Source organism: Emticicia sp. TH156 (assembly GCF_002855535.1).
In the GTDB taxonomy this organism is placed as follows: domain Bacteria; phylum Bacteroidota; class Bacteroidia; order Cytophagales; family Spirosomataceae; genus Emticicia; species Emticicia fluvialis.
This window is the reverse complement of record NZ_PKRS01000014.1, coordinates 1-16,895: the sequence shown is the minus strand read 5'-3', so window position 1 is coordinate 16,895 and position 16,895 is coordinate 1. Positions and strand designations below refer to the sequence as shown.

Below are 16,895 nucleotides of genomic sequence, written 5' to 3'. Positions count from 1 at the left end.
CTTTCTATAAATTTTGCCTTTTGTTTTAGACCATTAAAAGTGTAACTTTGACAATTAAAATTCAATCTAAAATTTAACATGCTACTCCTCGGAATTGACATCGGTACTTCTTCCATTAAGGCATCAGTCGTTGACGCCGACACCCAACAAGTAATTGCATCTGCTCAGTACCCTGATATTGAGGCGCCAATATCGTCGCCCCAAGCCGGATGGGCCGAGCAAGACCCTGAAATGTGGTGGAACAACACCGTTGAGGCTATCAAAAGAGTAAGTGCGTCAGGTAGTTTTAATCCGCAGGATATCGGCGCCATAGGAATTGCTTACCAGATGCACGGGCTGGTAATGGTTGATAAAAATAAAAATGTTTTAAGACCGTCTATCATCTGGTGCGACAGCCGTGCCGTTCAGATTGGAGAAAAGGCATTTAGTGACATAGGCGAAGAAAAGTGCCTGAACCAACTGCTGAATTCTCCGGGCAATTTTACGGCATCAAAACTGGCATGGGTAAAAGCCAATGAACCGCACATTTTTGAGCAATGCGATAAAATTATGCTGCCGGGCGATTACATAGCCATGAAACTGACTGATGAAATTACATCTTCTAACTCAGGCTTGTCGGAAGGTATCTTCTGGGATTTCCGTACCAATGCAGTTTCAAAAGATTTACTGAATTACTATGGTTTTGACGAAAGTATTATACCAGAAATTAAACCGGTTTTCAGCGAGCATGGCAAAGTAACCAACAACATAGCCGATTTGTTAGGCATTAAAGCCGGAGTACCGGTAACCTACAAAGCAGGCGACCAACCGAATAACGCGCTTTCACTGGATGTTTTGAATCCGGGCGAAATTGCAGCAACCGCTGGCACCTCAGGGGTGGTGTATGCCGTAAGCGACCAGATTTCATTCGACAGCCAGTCGAGAATCAATTCGTTTGCCCACGTAAACCACCAGATAGGCGGCGAAAACAGAGTGGGTATTCTGCTTTGTATAAATGGCACAGGTATTTTAAACCGCTGGGTAAAAGACAATTTTGGCAAAAACCTGAGCTACCCCGAAATGAATAACCAGGCGGCACAGGTAGCAATTGGCAGTAACGGGCTCCTGGTAATGCCATTTGGTAACGGCGCCGAACGCATGCTGAACAACCGTATGCTGGGTGCCTCATTCCATAATCTTGATTTTAACACACATTCGCAGGCACACATTTTCCGTGCATCGCAAGAAGGAATTGCCTTTTCATTAAACTATGGCTTTGGTATAATGCAGGCCAATGGTGTAGAGCCAAAGGTTATCAGAGCTGGCAAGGCTAATATGTTTTTAAGTGATGTTTTCAGTAATGCATTGGTAAATGTAACCAATACACCAATAGAGCTGTATGATACTGATGGTGCCAAAGGCGCGGCACTGGGTGCCGGTTATGGCGTGCAGTATTACAGCACCCCTAAAGAAGCCATGAGTAAACTGATAAAACTGAAAGTAATTGAGCCAACAGCGCAAGATGTTGCCGCTTATCAGGATGTATATCAGGGTTGGAAAACGATTCTTGAGAAACTAATGCAAAACTAATAGGTACTATAGCCCTTTTTACAGGCTCAATCGGTATAATAATCGGTTGAGCCTGTTTTGTTTGCATCAGGAGGCTTGGGCATTATTAAAAAAATCCTAAAAATTAAACAAATAATAAAATCATCAATTCTTTTTTTTACATTCGCAACGTAAAAAACCAGCTCCTAAGCTTTAAAAAGATAAGTTTCTAAAGGCTTTCAAATGAGCTAACCGGCTTTAACAAACCATTAACCATATTCCTACCGATACAATTACTAATTCATCTATGAAATTCATCAGGTTTATTGTAAGTCTTTTGCTGGCTGCTGGCTTGGCTTACGTCTTTAACAATCCTTTAGGCGCTTTACCGGCGCTGGGGAAACTATTCAACCCCTTTGAGGGATTCTGGCAAAATGGCGGCACAAAACCTACGGCTGACGAATTAAAACTGGAAGGTATTAAAGACGAAGTAACCGTTGTTTTTGACGACAACCGCGTGCCTCACCTATTTGCACAGAACGAAGATGACCTCTACTTTGCGCAAGGCTATATGGTGGCACAAGACCGCCTCTGGCAAATGGAGTTTTATACGTTGGCCGCTGCCGGTAGACTGACCGAAGTAGTTGGTGACAGGGCCTTGCAACTTGACCGCTACAACAGACGCCTGGGCATGGCAGAAACCGCAAAGAAAATTACCGCAAGCTACAAGAAAGGCGATACCGCACTTAAAATTCTGGAAGCATACGCCGCCGGGGTAAACGCATATATCAAGCAATTATCTTACAAAGATTTGCCTGTAGAATACAAAATTATCGGGTATAAGCCTGAAGAATGGGCTCCGTACAAAACAGTTCTGATGTTGATGAACATGCGCAATGTACTGAACGGCGGAAGCGATGATTTCAGGATGAGCCATGTGCTGGCCAAATATGGTGCCGATGTCGTGAAAGAGCTGTTTCCCAATTACCCCGTAATAGAATCGCCCATTATACCGGTAGGCACCAAGTGGGAGTTTACACCCGTTCCGGTACCGCCTGTACCTGCCGATATTGCTGCCAAACCGGAAGAAGAAGGCAAGATAGCCTACAACATTGCGTCACCAGCACCAGAAATAGGCAGTAACAACTGGGCAGTTGGTGGCAGTAAATCAGCCAGCGGGCTACCCATTTTGGCCAACGACCCACATTTGCAATTAACTTTGCCTTCTATTTGGTACCAGATACAACTCTCAACCCCAACCATGAATGTCTACGGTGCCTGTTTGCCGGGCGCACCCGGCGTTACTATCGGGTTCAATAAAGACATAGCCTGGGGTGTAACCAATGTGGGCTCTGATGTTATGGATTTTTACCAGATAAAATTCAGGGATAAAACCATGAAAGAATACTGGTATAACGGCGCCTGGAAGCCTACAAAAACAGTTATTGAAGAGTTTAAAATAAAAGGCAAGGCTGAGCCTTTAAAAGATACCCTTGTTTATACGCATCACGGCCCGATACTCTACAACCATGCCGAAGACAACAGTTTCAGTAAAAACGTACCCATAGGCCACGCCATGAAATGGGTTGGCCATATTGAAGACAATACCGACCTGCTCGGGTTCTATTACCTGAATAAAGCCAAAAACTACGACGACTACCGGAAAGCGCTAACCTACTATAAAGCGCCTGCACAAAACTTTATTTTTGCCGACAACCACAATGATATTGCCATAACTCCCAATGGGAAACTTCCTTTAAAATGGAAAGAACAGGGCAAGTTTATACTAGACGGCTCTAACCCGGCGCATGACTGGCAGGGATGGATACCGGCTGAGCAGAACCCTACGGTTAAGAATCCGCCGCGGGGTTTTGTGAGTTCGGCTAATCAGTTTTCAACCGACCCTACCTATCCATATTATTTAGGCTGGAAATTCGCTCCGGCAGAAAGAGGCCTGCGCATTAATGAACGCCTTACTGCCATGCAACAGGCAACAGTAGATAGTCTGCGTTCGGTACAGAACGACAATTTCAATGTGGAGGCACGCCGGGTATTGCCAGATATACTAAAAATACTGGCTGAGGACCCCGCCAACAAAAACAATGTAGCTTATGAAACCCTTGCCAGATGGAACATGAGAAACGATGCTAACGAAATTGGCCCGACCATTTTTGAAAGATGGGTAAAAGAACTGAGAGCCTGGGTTTGGGAAGATGAGTTTCCGACCAAAAATACTGATGCAATTATGGCTCAACCAACCAGAGACCGCACCTGGGACATGATAAAGAACCAGCCCAACGCCAAATGGTTTGATAACATAACTACTACCGGTAAAGTAGAAACCATGCAGGATATTGTAAGAGGTAGCTTTAAAGCAACAATTGACTCTTTAACTGCTAAACTAGGCCCGTTTAATACCCAAACCTGGGCATGGACCAAAGTAAAAAGTACTGACATTAACCATCTGGGCAGAATAGCCGGCTTTGGCAGACAAGACATACCAAATGGCGGAGGCCCGGGTATTGTAAATGCCACATCAGAAACCCACGGGCCGTCGTGGAGAATGGTGGTGCAACTAGATAAAGAATGGCCTAAAGCTTATGGGCTATACCCCGGTGGCCAATCTGGTGACCCCGGTAGCCCTTATTATGACAATATGATTGACAAATGGGCTAAAGGCGAGTTGAACGAACTGCTCTTTATGAAAAACAAAACTGAAAAGAGCAGCAGAATTGTATCAAGCACCAAAATAACCGGAAAATAATCCATATCGCGTTTAGCGTTGATTCTTATTATTAAACGAAATTAAACATGGCATATATTCTAATTCTAGTAATCAGTGCAATAGCACAGATGTTTCTGCCCTGGTGGGTTATTGCCCCTATTGCATTTATAGTGGGTATGTTCAAAACCTCTTCTGGCAAAGGAGCCTGGCTGGCAGGCGCTGCGGCTATTGCCACATTATGGATAGCCTATGCGGCCTATCTGAACATTACACATGAGGGGCTTATGCTCGACAGAATAGGCAATCTATTTGCCGACAACCTCAAATTCCTTAATAGTATTCCATTTTCGGTATCGTTTTTTCTGATTATGGCGCTTATCGGCGGTCTCGTTGGCGGCTTCTCGGCTCTGGCAGGTTATCAGCTCAGGCAGCTAATCAAATAAAAGCCTTTATAGTCAGTCTTAAATAGTTTGGTTTTTCTATCTTTGCAACCTTTATTTGCATAAAATTTATCTAAATACCTTTTTTAATGGCGCCTCAAGCGGTGGTGCATCAAATTAATTTTCTCATGAAAAAACTTTCAGTTTTCGTTCTTTTAGTTTCTGTTATTGCCTGGGGATGCGACAAGTCTGCTTCTACTTCAACAACATCTGGCGGCAAGCAGCCATCTGGCCGTATTGTTTATGTAAATACAGACACCCTGCTAACCAAATATGATTATTACAAAGACATTTTGAAGGCTTCTGAAAATAAAAGATTCCAGTTAGAAAACGATTTAGCTAATAAGGCCCGGTCGTTCCAGAACAAAGTTCAGTTTTTCCAGCAAAGAGCCCAACAAGGCCACATGACACAAGAGCAGGCGCAAACAACACAAATGCAATTGCAACAGGAAGAACAAAACCTGATGGCCTACCGTGACAAAAATGCACAACAACTGGCGCAGGAAGAAGGAAAAAAGACCGAAGATATATTGAACAAAATTCATGAATATCTGAAAGAATTTAACGCCGGCGATAAATATGATATGGTAATTGGTTATTCGAAAGGTGGCGGAGTACTTTACGCCAAAGAAGACCTTGACATAACCAAACAGGTTTTGGAAGGCCTGAATAAAAAATATGCTGACGATAAAAAAAGTGGCAAAATAAGTGTTGAAAAAGACACAACCGCCAAAAAATAACAGCTCTATAAAAGTACACAAAGAAAATTATTGAATAAGATGCCGTTAGATCAAACCCCTTATTACGATTACGATAATGATAGCGAAAGCGAAGGGAAAGAAGAAGGGAAAGAGATGTCGTTTCTTGACCACCTCGAAGAACTTCGCTGGCACCTGATTCGCGCTGCTGCAGCTATTGTTTTCTTTATGATTTTCGCTTTTGTTTATATTGAGGAAATCTACGATACCGTTATTCTGGGCCCTTCTAAAGTTGATTTCTGGACCTACCGGATGATGTGTAAATTAGGGCAGGCTGTAGGAGCCCCGGGCCTGTGTGTAGAAAAACTCCAGTTTAGTTTAATGAGCCGCGAGGTATCCGGCCAGTTTATAATGGCTTTTACCTCGGCTGCTATTATTGGTCTGGTGTTTGCGTTTCCTTATGTTTTCTGGGAAATCTGGCGTTTCATTAAGCCCGGCCTGAAAATGACCGAGCGGAAATCGGCGAGAGGTGCGGTTTTCTATGTAACCTTCCTTTTCTTTTCGGGTGTAATGTTCGGGTATTTTATTGTTTCTCCTTTGGCTATTAACTTTCTGGTTAATTTTCAGATAAGCAAAAGCATTGAGAACCAGTTTGATATCAGTTCTTACATTTCATTGCTGGCTACGCTTACGCTGGCCTGCGGTGTGGCTTTCCAGCTACCAATTGCCATTTTTGTTTTGACCAAGATTGGTATCATAGGGCCTCAGTTTATGAGAACGTATCGCCGCCATGCAGTGGTAGTTATCCTGATTGTGGCAGCGGTTATTACTCCATCGCCCGATATCACCAGCCAGTTACTGGTAGCATTCCCTTTATATATATTGTATGAAGTAAGTATTATTATATCGGCCAGAGAAGAAAAAAGACGTTTAGCCGATCTTGAAAAAGAAAGCGATAATTGATAAATATCTGCTATAAAAACCAAAAGCCGCCTGTTTGTACAAGTGGCTTTTGGTTTTTAAAAATGCCTAAAAGGTTTATGCTGTAAAACCTATCTTGGTATGGGTGCCATCGCAAAAAGGTTTGTTTTCCGAAGCCCCGCAGCGGCACAACGCCGTTACTTTATGCTTTTTGGTCAGGTTTCCTTCTGTATCTTTAATCAATATATTACCATACACCAGCAGGGGGCCATCTTTGGTGGTTTCAATAATGGTTTCGCTGTCAATCTGTTTTTCTTTCTCTCCCACCTCGTTTAAAAAATAAGACAAAGCGCCAGAAGGGCATTTGTCTATCTGCTCCATAATTATCTGGCCGGTTTCTTTCTCAGGTGTAACCCATGGACGCTTGCGGGGGTCAAACACATGAGGCAAGCCTTTAAAACATATCGCTGAATGAATACACATGTGCGGCTGCCAGACAACCGTTAATTCTTCATTGGAATAGTGCTTGGTTATTTTCTTTTGTTCTTCCATGAGTTCATAAATTTAAACTCAATATTAAGAAAACTCAGGTAAATTTCAAATCTTACGTATAACTATAAAGCCCTATCATAAATCTACCTGAATCTATTTTAACCTTAATTAACCTGAAACTAAGAAATTAGTTTTTACCTTTGCAGTATTATTACAAATTAATCTTACCGAAGTACAAATGAAGAACCGGATAGCGGCCTTTTTCTTTTTGATTATGAGTGTCCCTGTGTTAAGCCTGGGGCAGCTCAATATTGAAGGGCGGGTTATTGATGAGTCAGACAAAAAGCCATTGCCCTTTGCCAATGTGTTTATCAGCAATACTACCAAAGGCCAGCAAACAGACGACAAAGGCCGGTTTAAGTTATACAATGTGCCGGGTGGTACTATTGACCTCGTAATCAGTTTTGTAGGTTTTAGAACATTTTCATTACAAATTAAAGCCGATACGCTGAAAAGACCCTTACTGATACTGTTACAACCAGATGCCATTGAGTTACAGGGTGTAACCATAAAAACAGTTAAGGACGGCTACAAGAAGTATATACATTTGTTTCAGGATGGTTTTATGGGCAAAACCCTTTTCTCGGCTGCCTGCAAACTCAAAAACCCAAAGGCGTTGTCGTTCAGGTTAAGCAATGACGATTCTGAATTGATTATTAAAGCAGATGAACCCCTGATTATAGAAAACAAAGAACTGGGGTATGTAATTAAATACCAGCTGGAAGACTTCAGCTATCATTTCAGGCAACAATATGTTTCATTTTATGGATACCCTTTCTTTGAAGAAATGCAAACCAAAAGCAATAAAAAGAAGAAAGAGTGGATTGAAAACCGTAACCGCGCCTATTATGGCTCTACGCAACACTTTTTTAAAGCGCTGGTTGATAAACGCCTGGTTGAAGAAGGCTATACTATGCACAAGCTGATTAGAGAGCAGAAGAAGACATTTCTTGTACCGATGTTTCCGGAAAAAAGAGACAGCCTGGGTAATATAGTTACAGAGGCATCAAAAGAAAAAATTATCGTAGACTCTGCCGATGTTAAACTTCGCGCCGACCATGCGCTTAGTAAACTACCCACCAGCAGTTTTGCCCGCCATGTGCAGTATCTGGTAAAAACACCACTGAACGAATCAGAGGTAATCAGCCCGTCAGAAGACATATATAAAATAGATTTCAGTAACCATATTTATGTTGTTTATAGCAAAGAGTATGAAGAACCACAGTTTCTTTCAGCCGGACAAAAAAACATACCTCAGGTATCTATTTTATCTATGCTTGAGCCCCCCGCACTCGTTGAAAAAAACGGCCATTTAATTAACCCGCTTTCCATTATTTTTGAAGGCCGTTGGGGAAATGAAAAAATCGGAGAGCTATTACCACTTGATTATGTGCCGGAATTACCTTAAGACATCAGATTAACCTATACAGAATCGCCAAAAAAAGGCAGATGCTTCACGTTAAAAAAAAACCGGAAGTATCTGCCTTTTCTGTTTTACTATAACCCAAAATCAACAACCTACAATTTGTACAGGCCTGGCTTTTTGAGGAACATAAAATTTATTTTATCATTATATCTGCAATTATTTGAATTATTTCTATATTGTAATCAAAAAAAGTAACGACCCTGTGAAAATAGCGATATTAAAAGAAACCAAGCCCTTTGAAAGACGCGTAGCCCTAAGTCCAGAAGTTTGCAAGCAACTGATTCAAGCCGGATTTACCTGTGCTATTGAGAAAAATGCCGGAATAAGCTCCTTTTTTGAAGATGCCTCTTACGAGGCCGTTGGCGCGCAGGTTGCCTTAGATAAATCGGTCTTGCTATCAGACGCCGACACAGTTGTAAAGGTAAATCCGCTCACAACCGAAGAAGTATCTTTCATGAAAAAAGGAGCCGTTTCTCTATCTTTCATGTATGCAGCTGCAAATCCTGAACTGATTGCCGCCAGTGTAAAACAAGGTATTTCAGCCTTTTCAGTAGATGCCATCCCCCGCATTTCAAGAGCTCAGAAAATGGACGCCCTCAGCTCTCAAGCCAATCTGGCAGGTTACAAATCAGTCATCATCGGAGCTTATCACCTGGGCAAAATATTTCCTTTACTTATGACAGCCGCCGGCACCATTAAACCGGCCAAGGTAGTAATTATGGGCGCAGGTGTGGCAGGGCTTCAAGCCATTGCCACAGCCAAAAGACTGGGAGCGGTGGTTGAGGTAAGCGATATCCGCCCCGAAACCAAAGAACAAGTGGAATCATTAGGAGGAAAATTCATTGAGGTAAAAGGTGATGAATCGATAAAAATAGAGGGTGGGTATGTAAAGGGGGTATCGGAAGATTTTCTGAAAAAGCAACAGGAAGTAATTGCCCGCCACATAAGCGAAGCCGACCTGGTGATAACAACTGCGCTGATACCCGGTAAAAAAGCGCCTTTACTTGTACCCGAAGAAGTTGTAAAAAGCATGAAACTGGGCTCGGTGATTGTAGATATGGCAGTTGAGCAAGGCGGTAACTGCGCCTGTAGTGAATATGGCCAGACAGTTGTAAAACATGGTGTAACCATTGTAGGCGAACCCAATATACCATCGCTACTGCCTTTAAATGCCAGTGAGCTATATGCCAAAAACATGGCTACTTTTCTGCTTCATCTGGCTACCAAAGACGGCTTCAAATGGGAAATGGCTGAAGAAATAACCAAGGGCTCATTAATAGTACACGAAGGCAAAGCGGTGCATGCCTCAGTTATGTAGACTTTGTGTAGTTGCCCAATCAGACATCAACAAAAACTTTTTTTAAGATATGATAAACGATATTTTGAGTTTCATTGGCCAGCATATAGAGATGATATACATCATCATCTTGTCTGTATTCGTAGGCGTTGAGGTAATTGGTAAAGTACCGGCCGTTTTACATACACCACTTATGAGCGGCGCAAATGCCATACACGGGGTTGTAATAGTTGGGGCCATTATTGTAATGCTGAATACCCCGGCAGATAACATTGCCGCGCTGGCGCTGGGCTTTATAGCTGTAGTGCTGGGTACGCTAAACGTGGTTGGTGGTTTTGCAGTAACAGACAGAATGCTGGAAATGTTTAAGAAAAAATAAGGTGATACTTTATACTGACAACCCTGCCTAATGGAAACAAAATATATTCTTGATATTGTCTATTTAATAGCCTCAATAACCTTTGTGATGGGGCTTAAGATGCTAAGCCACCCCGACACCGCCCGAAAAGGAAACCTTTACGCAGCCTTTGGAATGACCCTGGCAATTGCAGGCACCATACTACTCTATCAGCATCCTGATGGCTACACAACCAGAGAACCAATTAAGATTACGCTCATTCTGGTGGCCTTTGGTATAGGTACCATTGCAGGTTGGTTAACAGCCAACAAGGTACAAATGACCAAAATGCCTGAGCTTGTATCGCTCTTCAATGGTATGGGTGGCGCCTGTGCGGCCTTGATAGGTATTATGGAATACGAGCATAATCTGGGGAATCCCGGGGCAATGGCTACCATTATCGCTGGTTTGGTTATCGGCTCAGTTTCGTTCAGCGGCAGCATTATTGCTTTTCTGAAACTGAACGAAACCATGAAGAAACCAATAAGGCTACCCTCTTACAATATTCTTAATACGGTAGTTATGGTGGCACTGGTTGCCTTTGGCGCATACATTGTCTATGCCCGGCCCGAACACATGCTGCTCCCAGTATTACTTTTTGCAGCCGCGCTGATTTACGGTGTGCTGTTTGTGATTCCTATCGGTGGTGCAGATATGCCTGTGGTAATTTCGTTGCTTAATTCGTTTACGGGTCTGGCTGCAGCATTTGGCGGCTTTTTGTATCAGAATCAGGTAATGCTCACCGGGGGTATCCTGGTAGGTTCGGCAGGTACCATTCTTACACTGGCCATGTGTAAAGCCATGAACAGACCCCTGAGCAATGTAATTTTTGGCGCCTTTGGCCCAAGCACAGCCGGAACAGGTGCTGAGGTAACGGGCAGTATAAAAGATATTTCGATTTCAGACACTGCCATTCTGATGAACTACGCCCAGAAAGTGGTTATTGTGCCGGGGTACGGGCTGGCAGTGGCACAAGCCCAGCACGTGATACATGAGTTGGAAACCCTGCTGGAAGAGAGGGGCGTTGAGGTAAAATACGCTATTCATCCGGTGGCTGGCCGTATGCCCGGCCACATGAACGTGCTGCTGGCCGAAAGCAACGTATCTTATGATAAACTGGTAGAAATGGAAGAAATTAACCCCGAATTTACTAAAACTGACGTAGTGCTGGTAGTAGGTGCCAATGACGTGGTGAATCCGGCCGCTAAAACGGACCCGTCCTCTCCAATTTTCGGCATGCCCATACTGGATGTAGAAAACGCCCGTAATGTAATTGTAAACAAACGCAGCATGAATGCCGGCTACGCCGGTATTGACAACCTGCTGTTTTATCAACCCAAAACAAGTATGCTTTTTGGTGATGCCAAGGGGGTTTTAACCAAACTGGTAAGTGAACTGAAACAGATGTAAAATTTGTATTTTCTTGACAAAAATTCATATAATAATTGCCACTTTTACAAAATTTCAGAATAATATTTGGCATTGATTTTTTAAATTGAATAGATTTACCTACGATTTAATTATAAAATATTCAACAGTTGGAACCTACAAACGTAAATGACCCCGAGTACTACCATAAGGTAGTAGATTGTCAGTACGCATGTCCTGCACATACCCCTGTTCCTGAGTACATCAGATTAATTGCCGCCGGGCGTTATACCGAAGCCTATATGGTTAACTGGGAATCGAACGTATTTCCGGGAGTGCTGGGCCGAACCTGCGACAGGCCCTGCGAACCTGCCTGCCGACGTGGCCGCGTTGAAGAAGAACCGGTAGCTATCTGCCGTTTGAAAAGAGTAGCTGCAGATAATAAAGGAGACATCAAAAACCTGATACCGAAAGCGCCCGCCGTTGGTAATGGCAAGAAAGTGGCCCTCATCGGTGCTGGGCCGGCTTCACTCACCGTAGCCCGCGACCTGGCCCCTATCGGTTATGAAATCCACGTTTTTGACGAGCAAATCAAAGGCGGGGGCATGATGCGCAGCCAGATTCCATCATTCCGGCTTCCGGAAGCTGTTTTAGACGAAGAAGTAAACAATATACTGGAAATGGGGATCCATACCCATTTCAAAACCTATGTTTCAAGCCTGAAAGAGGTCCTAGACAAGGGTTATGATGCAGTTTTTATTGGTACCGGCGCACCAAAAGGCCGCGACCTCGATTTGCCCGGTCGGCAGGAAGGAGCAGCCAATATCCATATAGGTATTCAATGGCTGGCCAGTGTTGCATTTGAGCATACCAGTAAAATAGGCAAAAATGTAATTGTACTGGGCGGTGGTAACACAGCTATGGACTGCTGCCGCACTTCGCGCCGATTAGGCGGCGAAAACGTTAAGGTAGTTGTGCGCAGCCCTTTTGCTGAAATGAAGGCTTCGCCCTGGGAGAAAGAAGATGCCATGCATGAAGACATTCCGATTCTGGATAACCATGTACCCAAATCTTTTGTGGTGGAAGATGGCCGCCTGAAAGGCATGACCTTTGAAAAAGTACACGCCGTTTATGATGACAAAGGCAAACGCTCTCTGGTATCAACCGGCGAACCTGATGTTTTTATTGAGGCAGATGATGTACTGATAGCCATTGGGCAGGAAAACAGTTTCCCCTGGATAGAGCGGGATTTAGGCATTGAGTTTGACAAATGGGAAATGCCAAAGGTAAACCCGGATACATTTCAATCAACCAATCCGAAGGTCTTCTTTGGCGGCGATGCCGCGCTGGGGCCTAAAAACGTAATTACTGCCGTGGCGCAAGGGCATCAGGGAGCTATCTCTATCGATTTGTTCTGTCAGGGACAGGCCTTGACCAACCGCCCTGCCCCATATACCAATCTGGTTTCTCAAAAAATGGGAATCCACGAATGGAGTTACGATAGCCTGGTAGTAACAGACCACCGCTTTGTGGTAGCACAGGCTGATAAATCTGTAACCCTGAAAGACCGTAAAAAAGAAGTTGAACTGGGCTTTAACCCGATTGAAGGTTTTAAAGAAGCACAACGCTGCCTGAACTGCGATGTGCAGACAGTATTTACCGAAACGCGATGCATAGAATGCGATGCCTGCATGGATATTTGCCCTACCTCTTGCATTACCTTTACGGTAAACGGTGAAGAAGAAGACCTGCGTACAAGGTTGATGGCTCCGGCACTGAATCTGGAACAGGAACTACTGGTTTCGGGCAATCTGCCAACCGGAAGGGTAATGGTAAAAGACGAAGATGTATGCCTGCATTGTGGTTTATGTGCAGAGAGATGCCCCACCTCAGCCTGGGATATGCAAAAGTACTTTTATAACGTCACTAAAGCACATCATGGTTGCCAGACGGCAGCTGTTTGATAGCTCACCAACCCGGACAATTATTTATTAACGACAAAACTCTTCTCAGGCCAGCAAAATGTCAGCGCTCATAAATGATTTTGTAGTACGCTTTGCCAACGTAAACGGCACAGGCTCTGCCAGTGCTAACGGTATGTTTGCCAAGGCTATTTTTAGAATGGGAATCCCCGTTACACCCAAGAATATTTTTCCATCTAATATTCAGGGGCTACCCACCTGGTATGAAGTCAGGATTAATGAAAAAGGATATCTGGGCCGCCGTGAAGGCATAGACCTGATGGTATGCGTAAACCCGCAAAGCATGTTGAAAGACGTGCAGAGTGTGCGCCCCGGCGGCTACTTCATGTATGACAGCACCAAGCCACTTCATAGCGAATATATCAGAGAAGACATTACGTATCTGGGTATTCCATTAATGGATATCTGCCTGAAACAATATACAGACCCTCGTCAGAGGCAATTATTCAAGAACATTATCTATGTTGGCGCGCTTTCTGCCCTGCTTGACATTGAATTTAGTGTGCTTGAGCAATTACTGGCCGAGCAATTTAAAGGCAAAGAAAAACTGATACCTGCCAACATTCAGGCCTTACAGCTTGGCGTGCAATATGTGCAAGAAAACTTCAGTTACCCGCTTGACATAAGAGTAGAACGCCGCGATAAGGTAGGTAACCGCATTATGGTTGATGGCAATGGTGCCTGCGGATTAGGCGCTGTATTTGCCGGAGCAACCGTGGCGGCGTGGTATCCTATTACGCCTTCTACCTCTGTTGTTGAAAAATTTGAGAAATACGCCAAAAAATTCAGAATCAATAAAGAAACCGGCGAAAAAAATTATGCCATTGTGCAAGCCGAAGACGAGCTTGCAGCCATAGGCATGGTGATAGGCGCTAACTGGAACGGCGCCAGGTCTTTTACAGCCACCAGCGGGCCGGGCGTTTCTTTAATGAACGAGTTCTTAGGTTTAGGCTATTTTGCCGAAATACCAGCCGTTTTGATTGACGTGCAACGCACAGGCCCCTCAACCGGTATGCCTACCCGCACGCAACAGTCAGACATTACCATTGCGGCCTATGCCTCGCACGGCGATACTAAGCACGTATTGCTGTTTCCGAGTAATCCGAAGGAATGCTTTGAACTGACAGCGGCTGCCTTTGACCTGGCCGAACGCCTGCAAACGCCTATAATGGTACTGACAGACCTTGACCTGGGAATGAATGACCACCTGACCGAACCTTTTGAGTGGAACAATGAACGAAAATATGATCGGGGAAAAGTACTGAAGGCCCAAGACCTGGAGAATATGGGCCGCTTTGGCCGATATCTGGATGTTGACGGAGACGGTATCCCTTACAGAACTTATCCGGGAACGCATCCTACTAAAGGTTCTTACTTTACCCGCGGTACCTCTCGCGACGAATACGCGGTTTATACAGAAGACGGAGCCGTCTACGTACGAAACATGGAACGCCTGGAGAAAAAATGGGAAACTGCCAAAAGTCTGGTTCCCGCTCCGTACTTCTATCAGGATAAAAACATGAGCCCGCTGGGTGTTATTTTCTTTGGCACATCAACCTACTCATCAGAAGAAGCCATAGACCTGCTGCGCGAGCAGGAAGTTGTGCTCGATGCCATGCGCATCAAAGCATTTCCGTTTAGTGAAGAAGTAGAAAGATTTATAGAAGACCACGAAACAGTTTATGTAATTGAACAGAACCGCGATGCCCAGTTACGTTCGCTACTGATTAATGAACTGGAAATAAATCCAAAAAAACTGATTCGCGTGCTTAATTATGATGGAATGCCTATTACGGCCGCTAAAATTGTTAATGAAATCAATCAAACGCTTGTACACTCATGACCTACGTAAGACCTGCCTTCCGGCACCCAAAACTGCCGAAAAACAAAATAAATTATACCAAAAAAGATTACGAGGGAGCATTATCAACCCTTTGTGCAGGCTGCGGGCATGACTCTATCAGCGGTGCCATCATTCAGGCCTGCTTTGAGCTGGCCATTGAGCCGCATCGCATTGCCAAGCTATCGGGTATTGGTTGTTCATCCAAAACACCTGCTTATTTTCTGGGTAATTCTCATGGCTTTAACTCGGTACACGGCCGTATGCCTTCTGTAGCAACCGGAGCATACCTGGCTAACCGTGACCTGGTTTATTTTGGTGTATCTGGCGATGGTGACTCTGCCTCTATCGGCATGGGGCAATTTGTGCATGCTATCCGCCGTAACCTGAATATGGTATATGTGGTAATGAATAACGGTTGCTATGGCCTTACTAAAGGGCAAGACTCTGCCACTGCAGATGCCGGCTCAATCAGCAAGGCAGGCTCTACCAATCAGTTCAATGCCATTGATCTGGTGGGCTTAGGACTTGAGCTGGGCGCAACGTTTGTGGCCCGCAGTTTTTCGGGAGATAAAACGCAGCTGATACCTTTAATAAAGGCGGCTATGTCTCACCCGGGCTTTGCTTTAATTGATGTCATTTCTCCATGTGTTACTTTTAACAATAATAGCGGTTCCACTAAATCTTATGATTATGTTCGTGAGCATATTGAGGCCACCTCTACTATTGACTTTGTACCAACAATGGAAGAAATTACCACAACTTATGACGAAGGCGATAACCAGGAAGTAACCCTGCACGATGGCTCGGTGCTAAACCTGCAAAAGCTGCACCAGGGCTGGAATCCGGAAGATAAACTATCAGCCATGACCGCCCTGCAAAATGCCAAAGCCAGTGGCGAAATATTAACAGGCCTGATTTATATTGAACCCAACACCAAAAACCTGCATGAAGTATTAGGCACTACAACAAAACCACTGAACGAACTGAAAGAAGACGTACTCTGCCCCGGTGCTGATGCACTGGAGGCATTGAACCAAAGCCTCAGATAATACAAACCCTTTCAGTTAGGGCTTATCAAGGTGTAAGCCCTATTTTTTTGCATCGATAAATTCAACCTGTTTACCAACAAACCTATGAAAACCTCAACGCACGCATTTTTTGTGTTTACACTATTTGCCTTTGGTCTGTTTATGAATCAAGCTGCTACAGCGCAAGCCAGCAAAGCCACGCTGAACGATGTAGCCTTTATTCATGGGCATTGGCAGGGCGTATTCAACGGCGGCCCTATTGAAGCGTTCTGGGCTAAGCCTGCGGGCGACAATCTGACTGGCTTTATCAGGATGATGAAAGATGAAAAAGTGACCATGTATGAAATGCTCATTTTTGAACAGACCGAAAACGGTCCCGTTGTATTGGTAAAGCACTTTAAACCCGGCCTGATAGCAATAGAAGAAAAAGAGGTATCAGACAGGTACCGGTTCATTGAGTCAAAAAAAGACTGGGCCTTATTTGAAAAACAAGATGGGTCGATCAGAATTATCTATGAAAAACGTGGCCCTAACCAATTGGTGATTCAGCGAGGCAAACAGGAAAACGGAAACTGGACTTTCGCCGATTTGTTTGTATTTAGGGAAACCTTATGAGAGATAAGTAATTAAATATCAGCGTATTACATAAAAAAACAACCCCGAAAACTGCCAATTTCTTGGAATTTCGGGG

14 protein-coding genes are annotated in these 16,895 nt (G+C 44.1%); 13 read left to right on the top strand and 1 reads right to left on the bottom strand.

The genetic code is table 11. From position 1 onward, the window contains the following. The first annotated feature begins 78 nt into the window (after positions 1-78). The 5 genes from C0V77_RS21090 to tatC all read left to right on the top strand — a co-directional run bounded on the left by C0V77_RS21090 (position 79) and on the right by tatC (position 6,353). Positions 79-1,569: a xylulokinase gene (locus tag C0V77_RS21090; protein WP_101728376.1), complete on the top strand. Its 1,491-nt coding sequence runs from the start codon at positions 79-81 to the stop codon at positions 1,567-1,569. A 265-nt stretch (positions 1,570-1,834) separates the two neighbouring features. Then, positions 1,835-4,291, top strand: coding sequence for a penicillin acylase family protein (locus tag C0V77_RS21085; RefSeq protein ID WP_101728375.1), 2,457 nt, complete (start codon positions 1,835-1,837; stop codon positions 4,289-4,291). A 47-nt stretch (positions 4,292-4,338) separates the two neighbouring features. Further along, on the top strand, positions 4,339-4,695 hold the full coding sequence (locus tag C0V77_RS21080) for a hypothetical protein (protein ID WP_101728374.1): 357 nt from the start codon (positions 4,339-4,341) through the stop codon (positions 4,693-4,695). Between the two features lie 125 nt (positions 4,696-4,820). Then, positions 4,821-5,432, top strand: a complete 612-nt coding sequence (locus tag C0V77_RS21075) for an OmpH family outer membrane protein (protein ID WP_101728436.1) — start codon at positions 4,821-4,823, stop codon at positions 5,430-5,432. A 39-nt stretch (positions 5,433-5,471) separates the two neighbouring features. Then, the gene (gene tatC / locus C0V77_RS21070; RefSeq protein WP_101728373.1) at positions 5,472-6,353 is read left to right on the top strand and encodes a twin-arginine translocase subunit TatC; all 882 of its coding nucleotides are present in this window, start codon (positions 5,472-5,474) and stop codon (positions 6,351-6,353) included. A 75-nt stretch (positions 6,354-6,428) separates the two neighbouring features. On the opposite strand, the gene C0V77_RS21065 is transcribed toward tatC, so the two are convergent. Beyond that, positions 6,429-6,863 carry a (4Fe-4S)-binding protein gene (locus C0V77_RS21065; protein WP_101728372.1) on the bottom strand — a complete coding sequence of 145 codons (435 nt, stop codon included), beginning with the start codon at positions 6,861-6,863 and terminating at the stop codon, positions 6,429-6,431. Between the two features lie 178 nt (positions 6,864-7,041). Between C0V77_RS21065 and C0V77_RS21060 the strand changes: the two genes are divergently transcribed. The 8 genes from C0V77_RS21060 to C0V77_RS21025 all read left to right on the top strand — a co-directional run bounded on the left by C0V77_RS21060 (position 7,042) and on the right by C0V77_RS21025 (position 16,819). Continuing rightward, positions 7,042-8,271: a carboxypeptidase-like regulatory domain-containing protein gene (locus C0V77_RS21060; protein ID WP_101728371.1), complete on the top strand. Its 1,230-nt coding sequence runs from the start codon at positions 7,042-7,044 to the stop codon at positions 8,269-8,271. A 220-nt stretch (positions 8,272-8,491) separates the two neighbouring features. Next, on the top strand, positions 8,492-9,607 hold the full coding sequence (locus tag C0V77_RS21055) for a Re/Si-specific NAD(P)(+) transhydrogenase subunit alpha (protein WP_101728435.1): 1,116 nt from the start codon (positions 8,492-8,494) through the stop codon (positions 9,605-9,607). 49 nt (positions 9,608-9,656) lie between these two features. Continuing rightward, positions 9,657-9,965, top strand: coding sequence for an NAD(P) transhydrogenase subunit alpha (locus C0V77_RS21050; RefSeq protein ID WP_409012806.1), 309 nt, complete (start codon positions 9,657-9,659; stop codon positions 9,963-9,965). Between the two features lie 30 nt (positions 9,966-9,995). Further along, positions 9,996-11,393, top strand: a complete 1,398-nt coding sequence (locus tag C0V77_RS21045) for an NAD(P)(+) transhydrogenase (Re/Si-specific) subunit beta (protein ID WP_101728370.1) — start codon at positions 9,996-9,998, stop codon at positions 11,391-11,393. 128 nt (positions 11,394-11,521) lie between these two features. Next, a complete protein-coding gene (locus tag C0V77_RS21040) occupies positions 11,522-13,315 on the top strand; it encodes an FAD-dependent oxidoreductase (protein WP_101728369.1) in 1,794 nt (597 codons plus the stop codon). Positions 13,316-13,373: 58 nt separating this feature from the next. Continuing rightward, entirely contained in the window at positions 13,374-15,176 is a 1,803-nt protein-coding gene (locus tag C0V77_RS21035; RefSeq protein WP_101728368.1) for a 2-oxoacid:acceptor oxidoreductase subunit alpha, read from the top strand. Then, positions 15,173-16,225: a 2-oxoacid:ferredoxin oxidoreductase subunit beta gene (locus C0V77_RS21030; protein WP_101728367.1), complete on the top strand. Its 1,053-nt coding sequence runs from the start codon at positions 15,173-15,175 to the stop codon at positions 16,223-16,225. Before C0V77_RS21035 ends, C0V77_RS21030 begins: the two co-directional genes overlap by 4 nt. Before the next feature lie 84 nt (positions 16,226-16,309). Then, complete coding sequence (locus C0V77_RS21025; protein ID WP_101728366.1) at positions 16,310-16,819, top strand: DUF6265 family protein; 510 nt, start codon at positions 16,310-16,312, stop codon at positions 16,817-16,819. Positions 16,820-16,895: the final 76 nt, after the last annotated feature.

Excerpts from the sequence above, each read along its gene's own strand:
- C0V77_RS21075 (WP_101728436.1), top strand. The coding sequence starts at position 4,821 with ATGAAAAAACTTTCAGTTTTCGTTCTTTTAGTTTCTGTTATTGCCTGG.
- C0V77_RS21060 (WP_101728371.1), top strand. The coding sequence starts at position 7,042 with ATGAAGAACCGGATAGCGGCCTTTTTCTTTTTGATTATGAGTGTCCCT.
- C0V77_RS21065 (WP_101728372.1), bottom strand. The coding sequence starts at position 6,863 with ATGGAAGAACAAAAGAAAATAACCAAGCACTATTCCAATGAAGAATTA.
- C0V77_RS21045 (WP_101728370.1), top strand. The coding sequence starts at position 9,996 with ATGGAAACAAAATATATTCTTGATATTGTCTATTTAATAGCCTCAATA.
- tatC (WP_101728373.1), top strand. The coding sequence starts at position 5,472 with ATGCCGTTAGATCAAACCCCTTATTACGATTACGATAATGATAGCGAA.
- C0V77_RS21035 (WP_101728368.1), top strand. The coding sequence starts at position 13,374 with ATGTCAGCGCTCATAAATGATTTTGTAGTACGCTTTGCCAACGTAAAC.
- C0V77_RS21085 (WP_101728375.1), top strand. The coding sequence starts at position 1,835 with ATGAAATTCATCAGGTTTATTGTAAGTCTTTTGCTGGCTGCTGGCTTG.
- C0V77_RS21050 (WP_409012806.1), top strand. The coding sequence starts at position 9,657 with ATGATAAACGATATTTTGAGTTTCATTGGCCAGCATATAGAGATGATA.
- C0V77_RS21080 (WP_101728374.1), top strand. The coding sequence starts at position 4,339 with ATGGCATATATTCTAATTCTAGTAATCAGTGCAATAGCACAGATGTTT.
- C0V77_RS21025 (WP_101728366.1), top strand. The coding sequence starts at position 16,310 with ATGAAAACCTCAACGCACGCATTTTTTGTGTTTACACTATTTGCCTTT.
- C0V77_RS21030 (WP_101728367.1), top strand. The coding sequence starts at position 15,173 with ATGACCTACGTAAGACCTGCCTTCCGGCACCCAAAACTGCCGAAAAAC.
- C0V77_RS21090 (WP_101728376.1), top strand. The coding sequence starts at position 79 with ATGCTACTCCTCGGAATTGACATCGGTACTTCTTCCATTAAGGCATCA.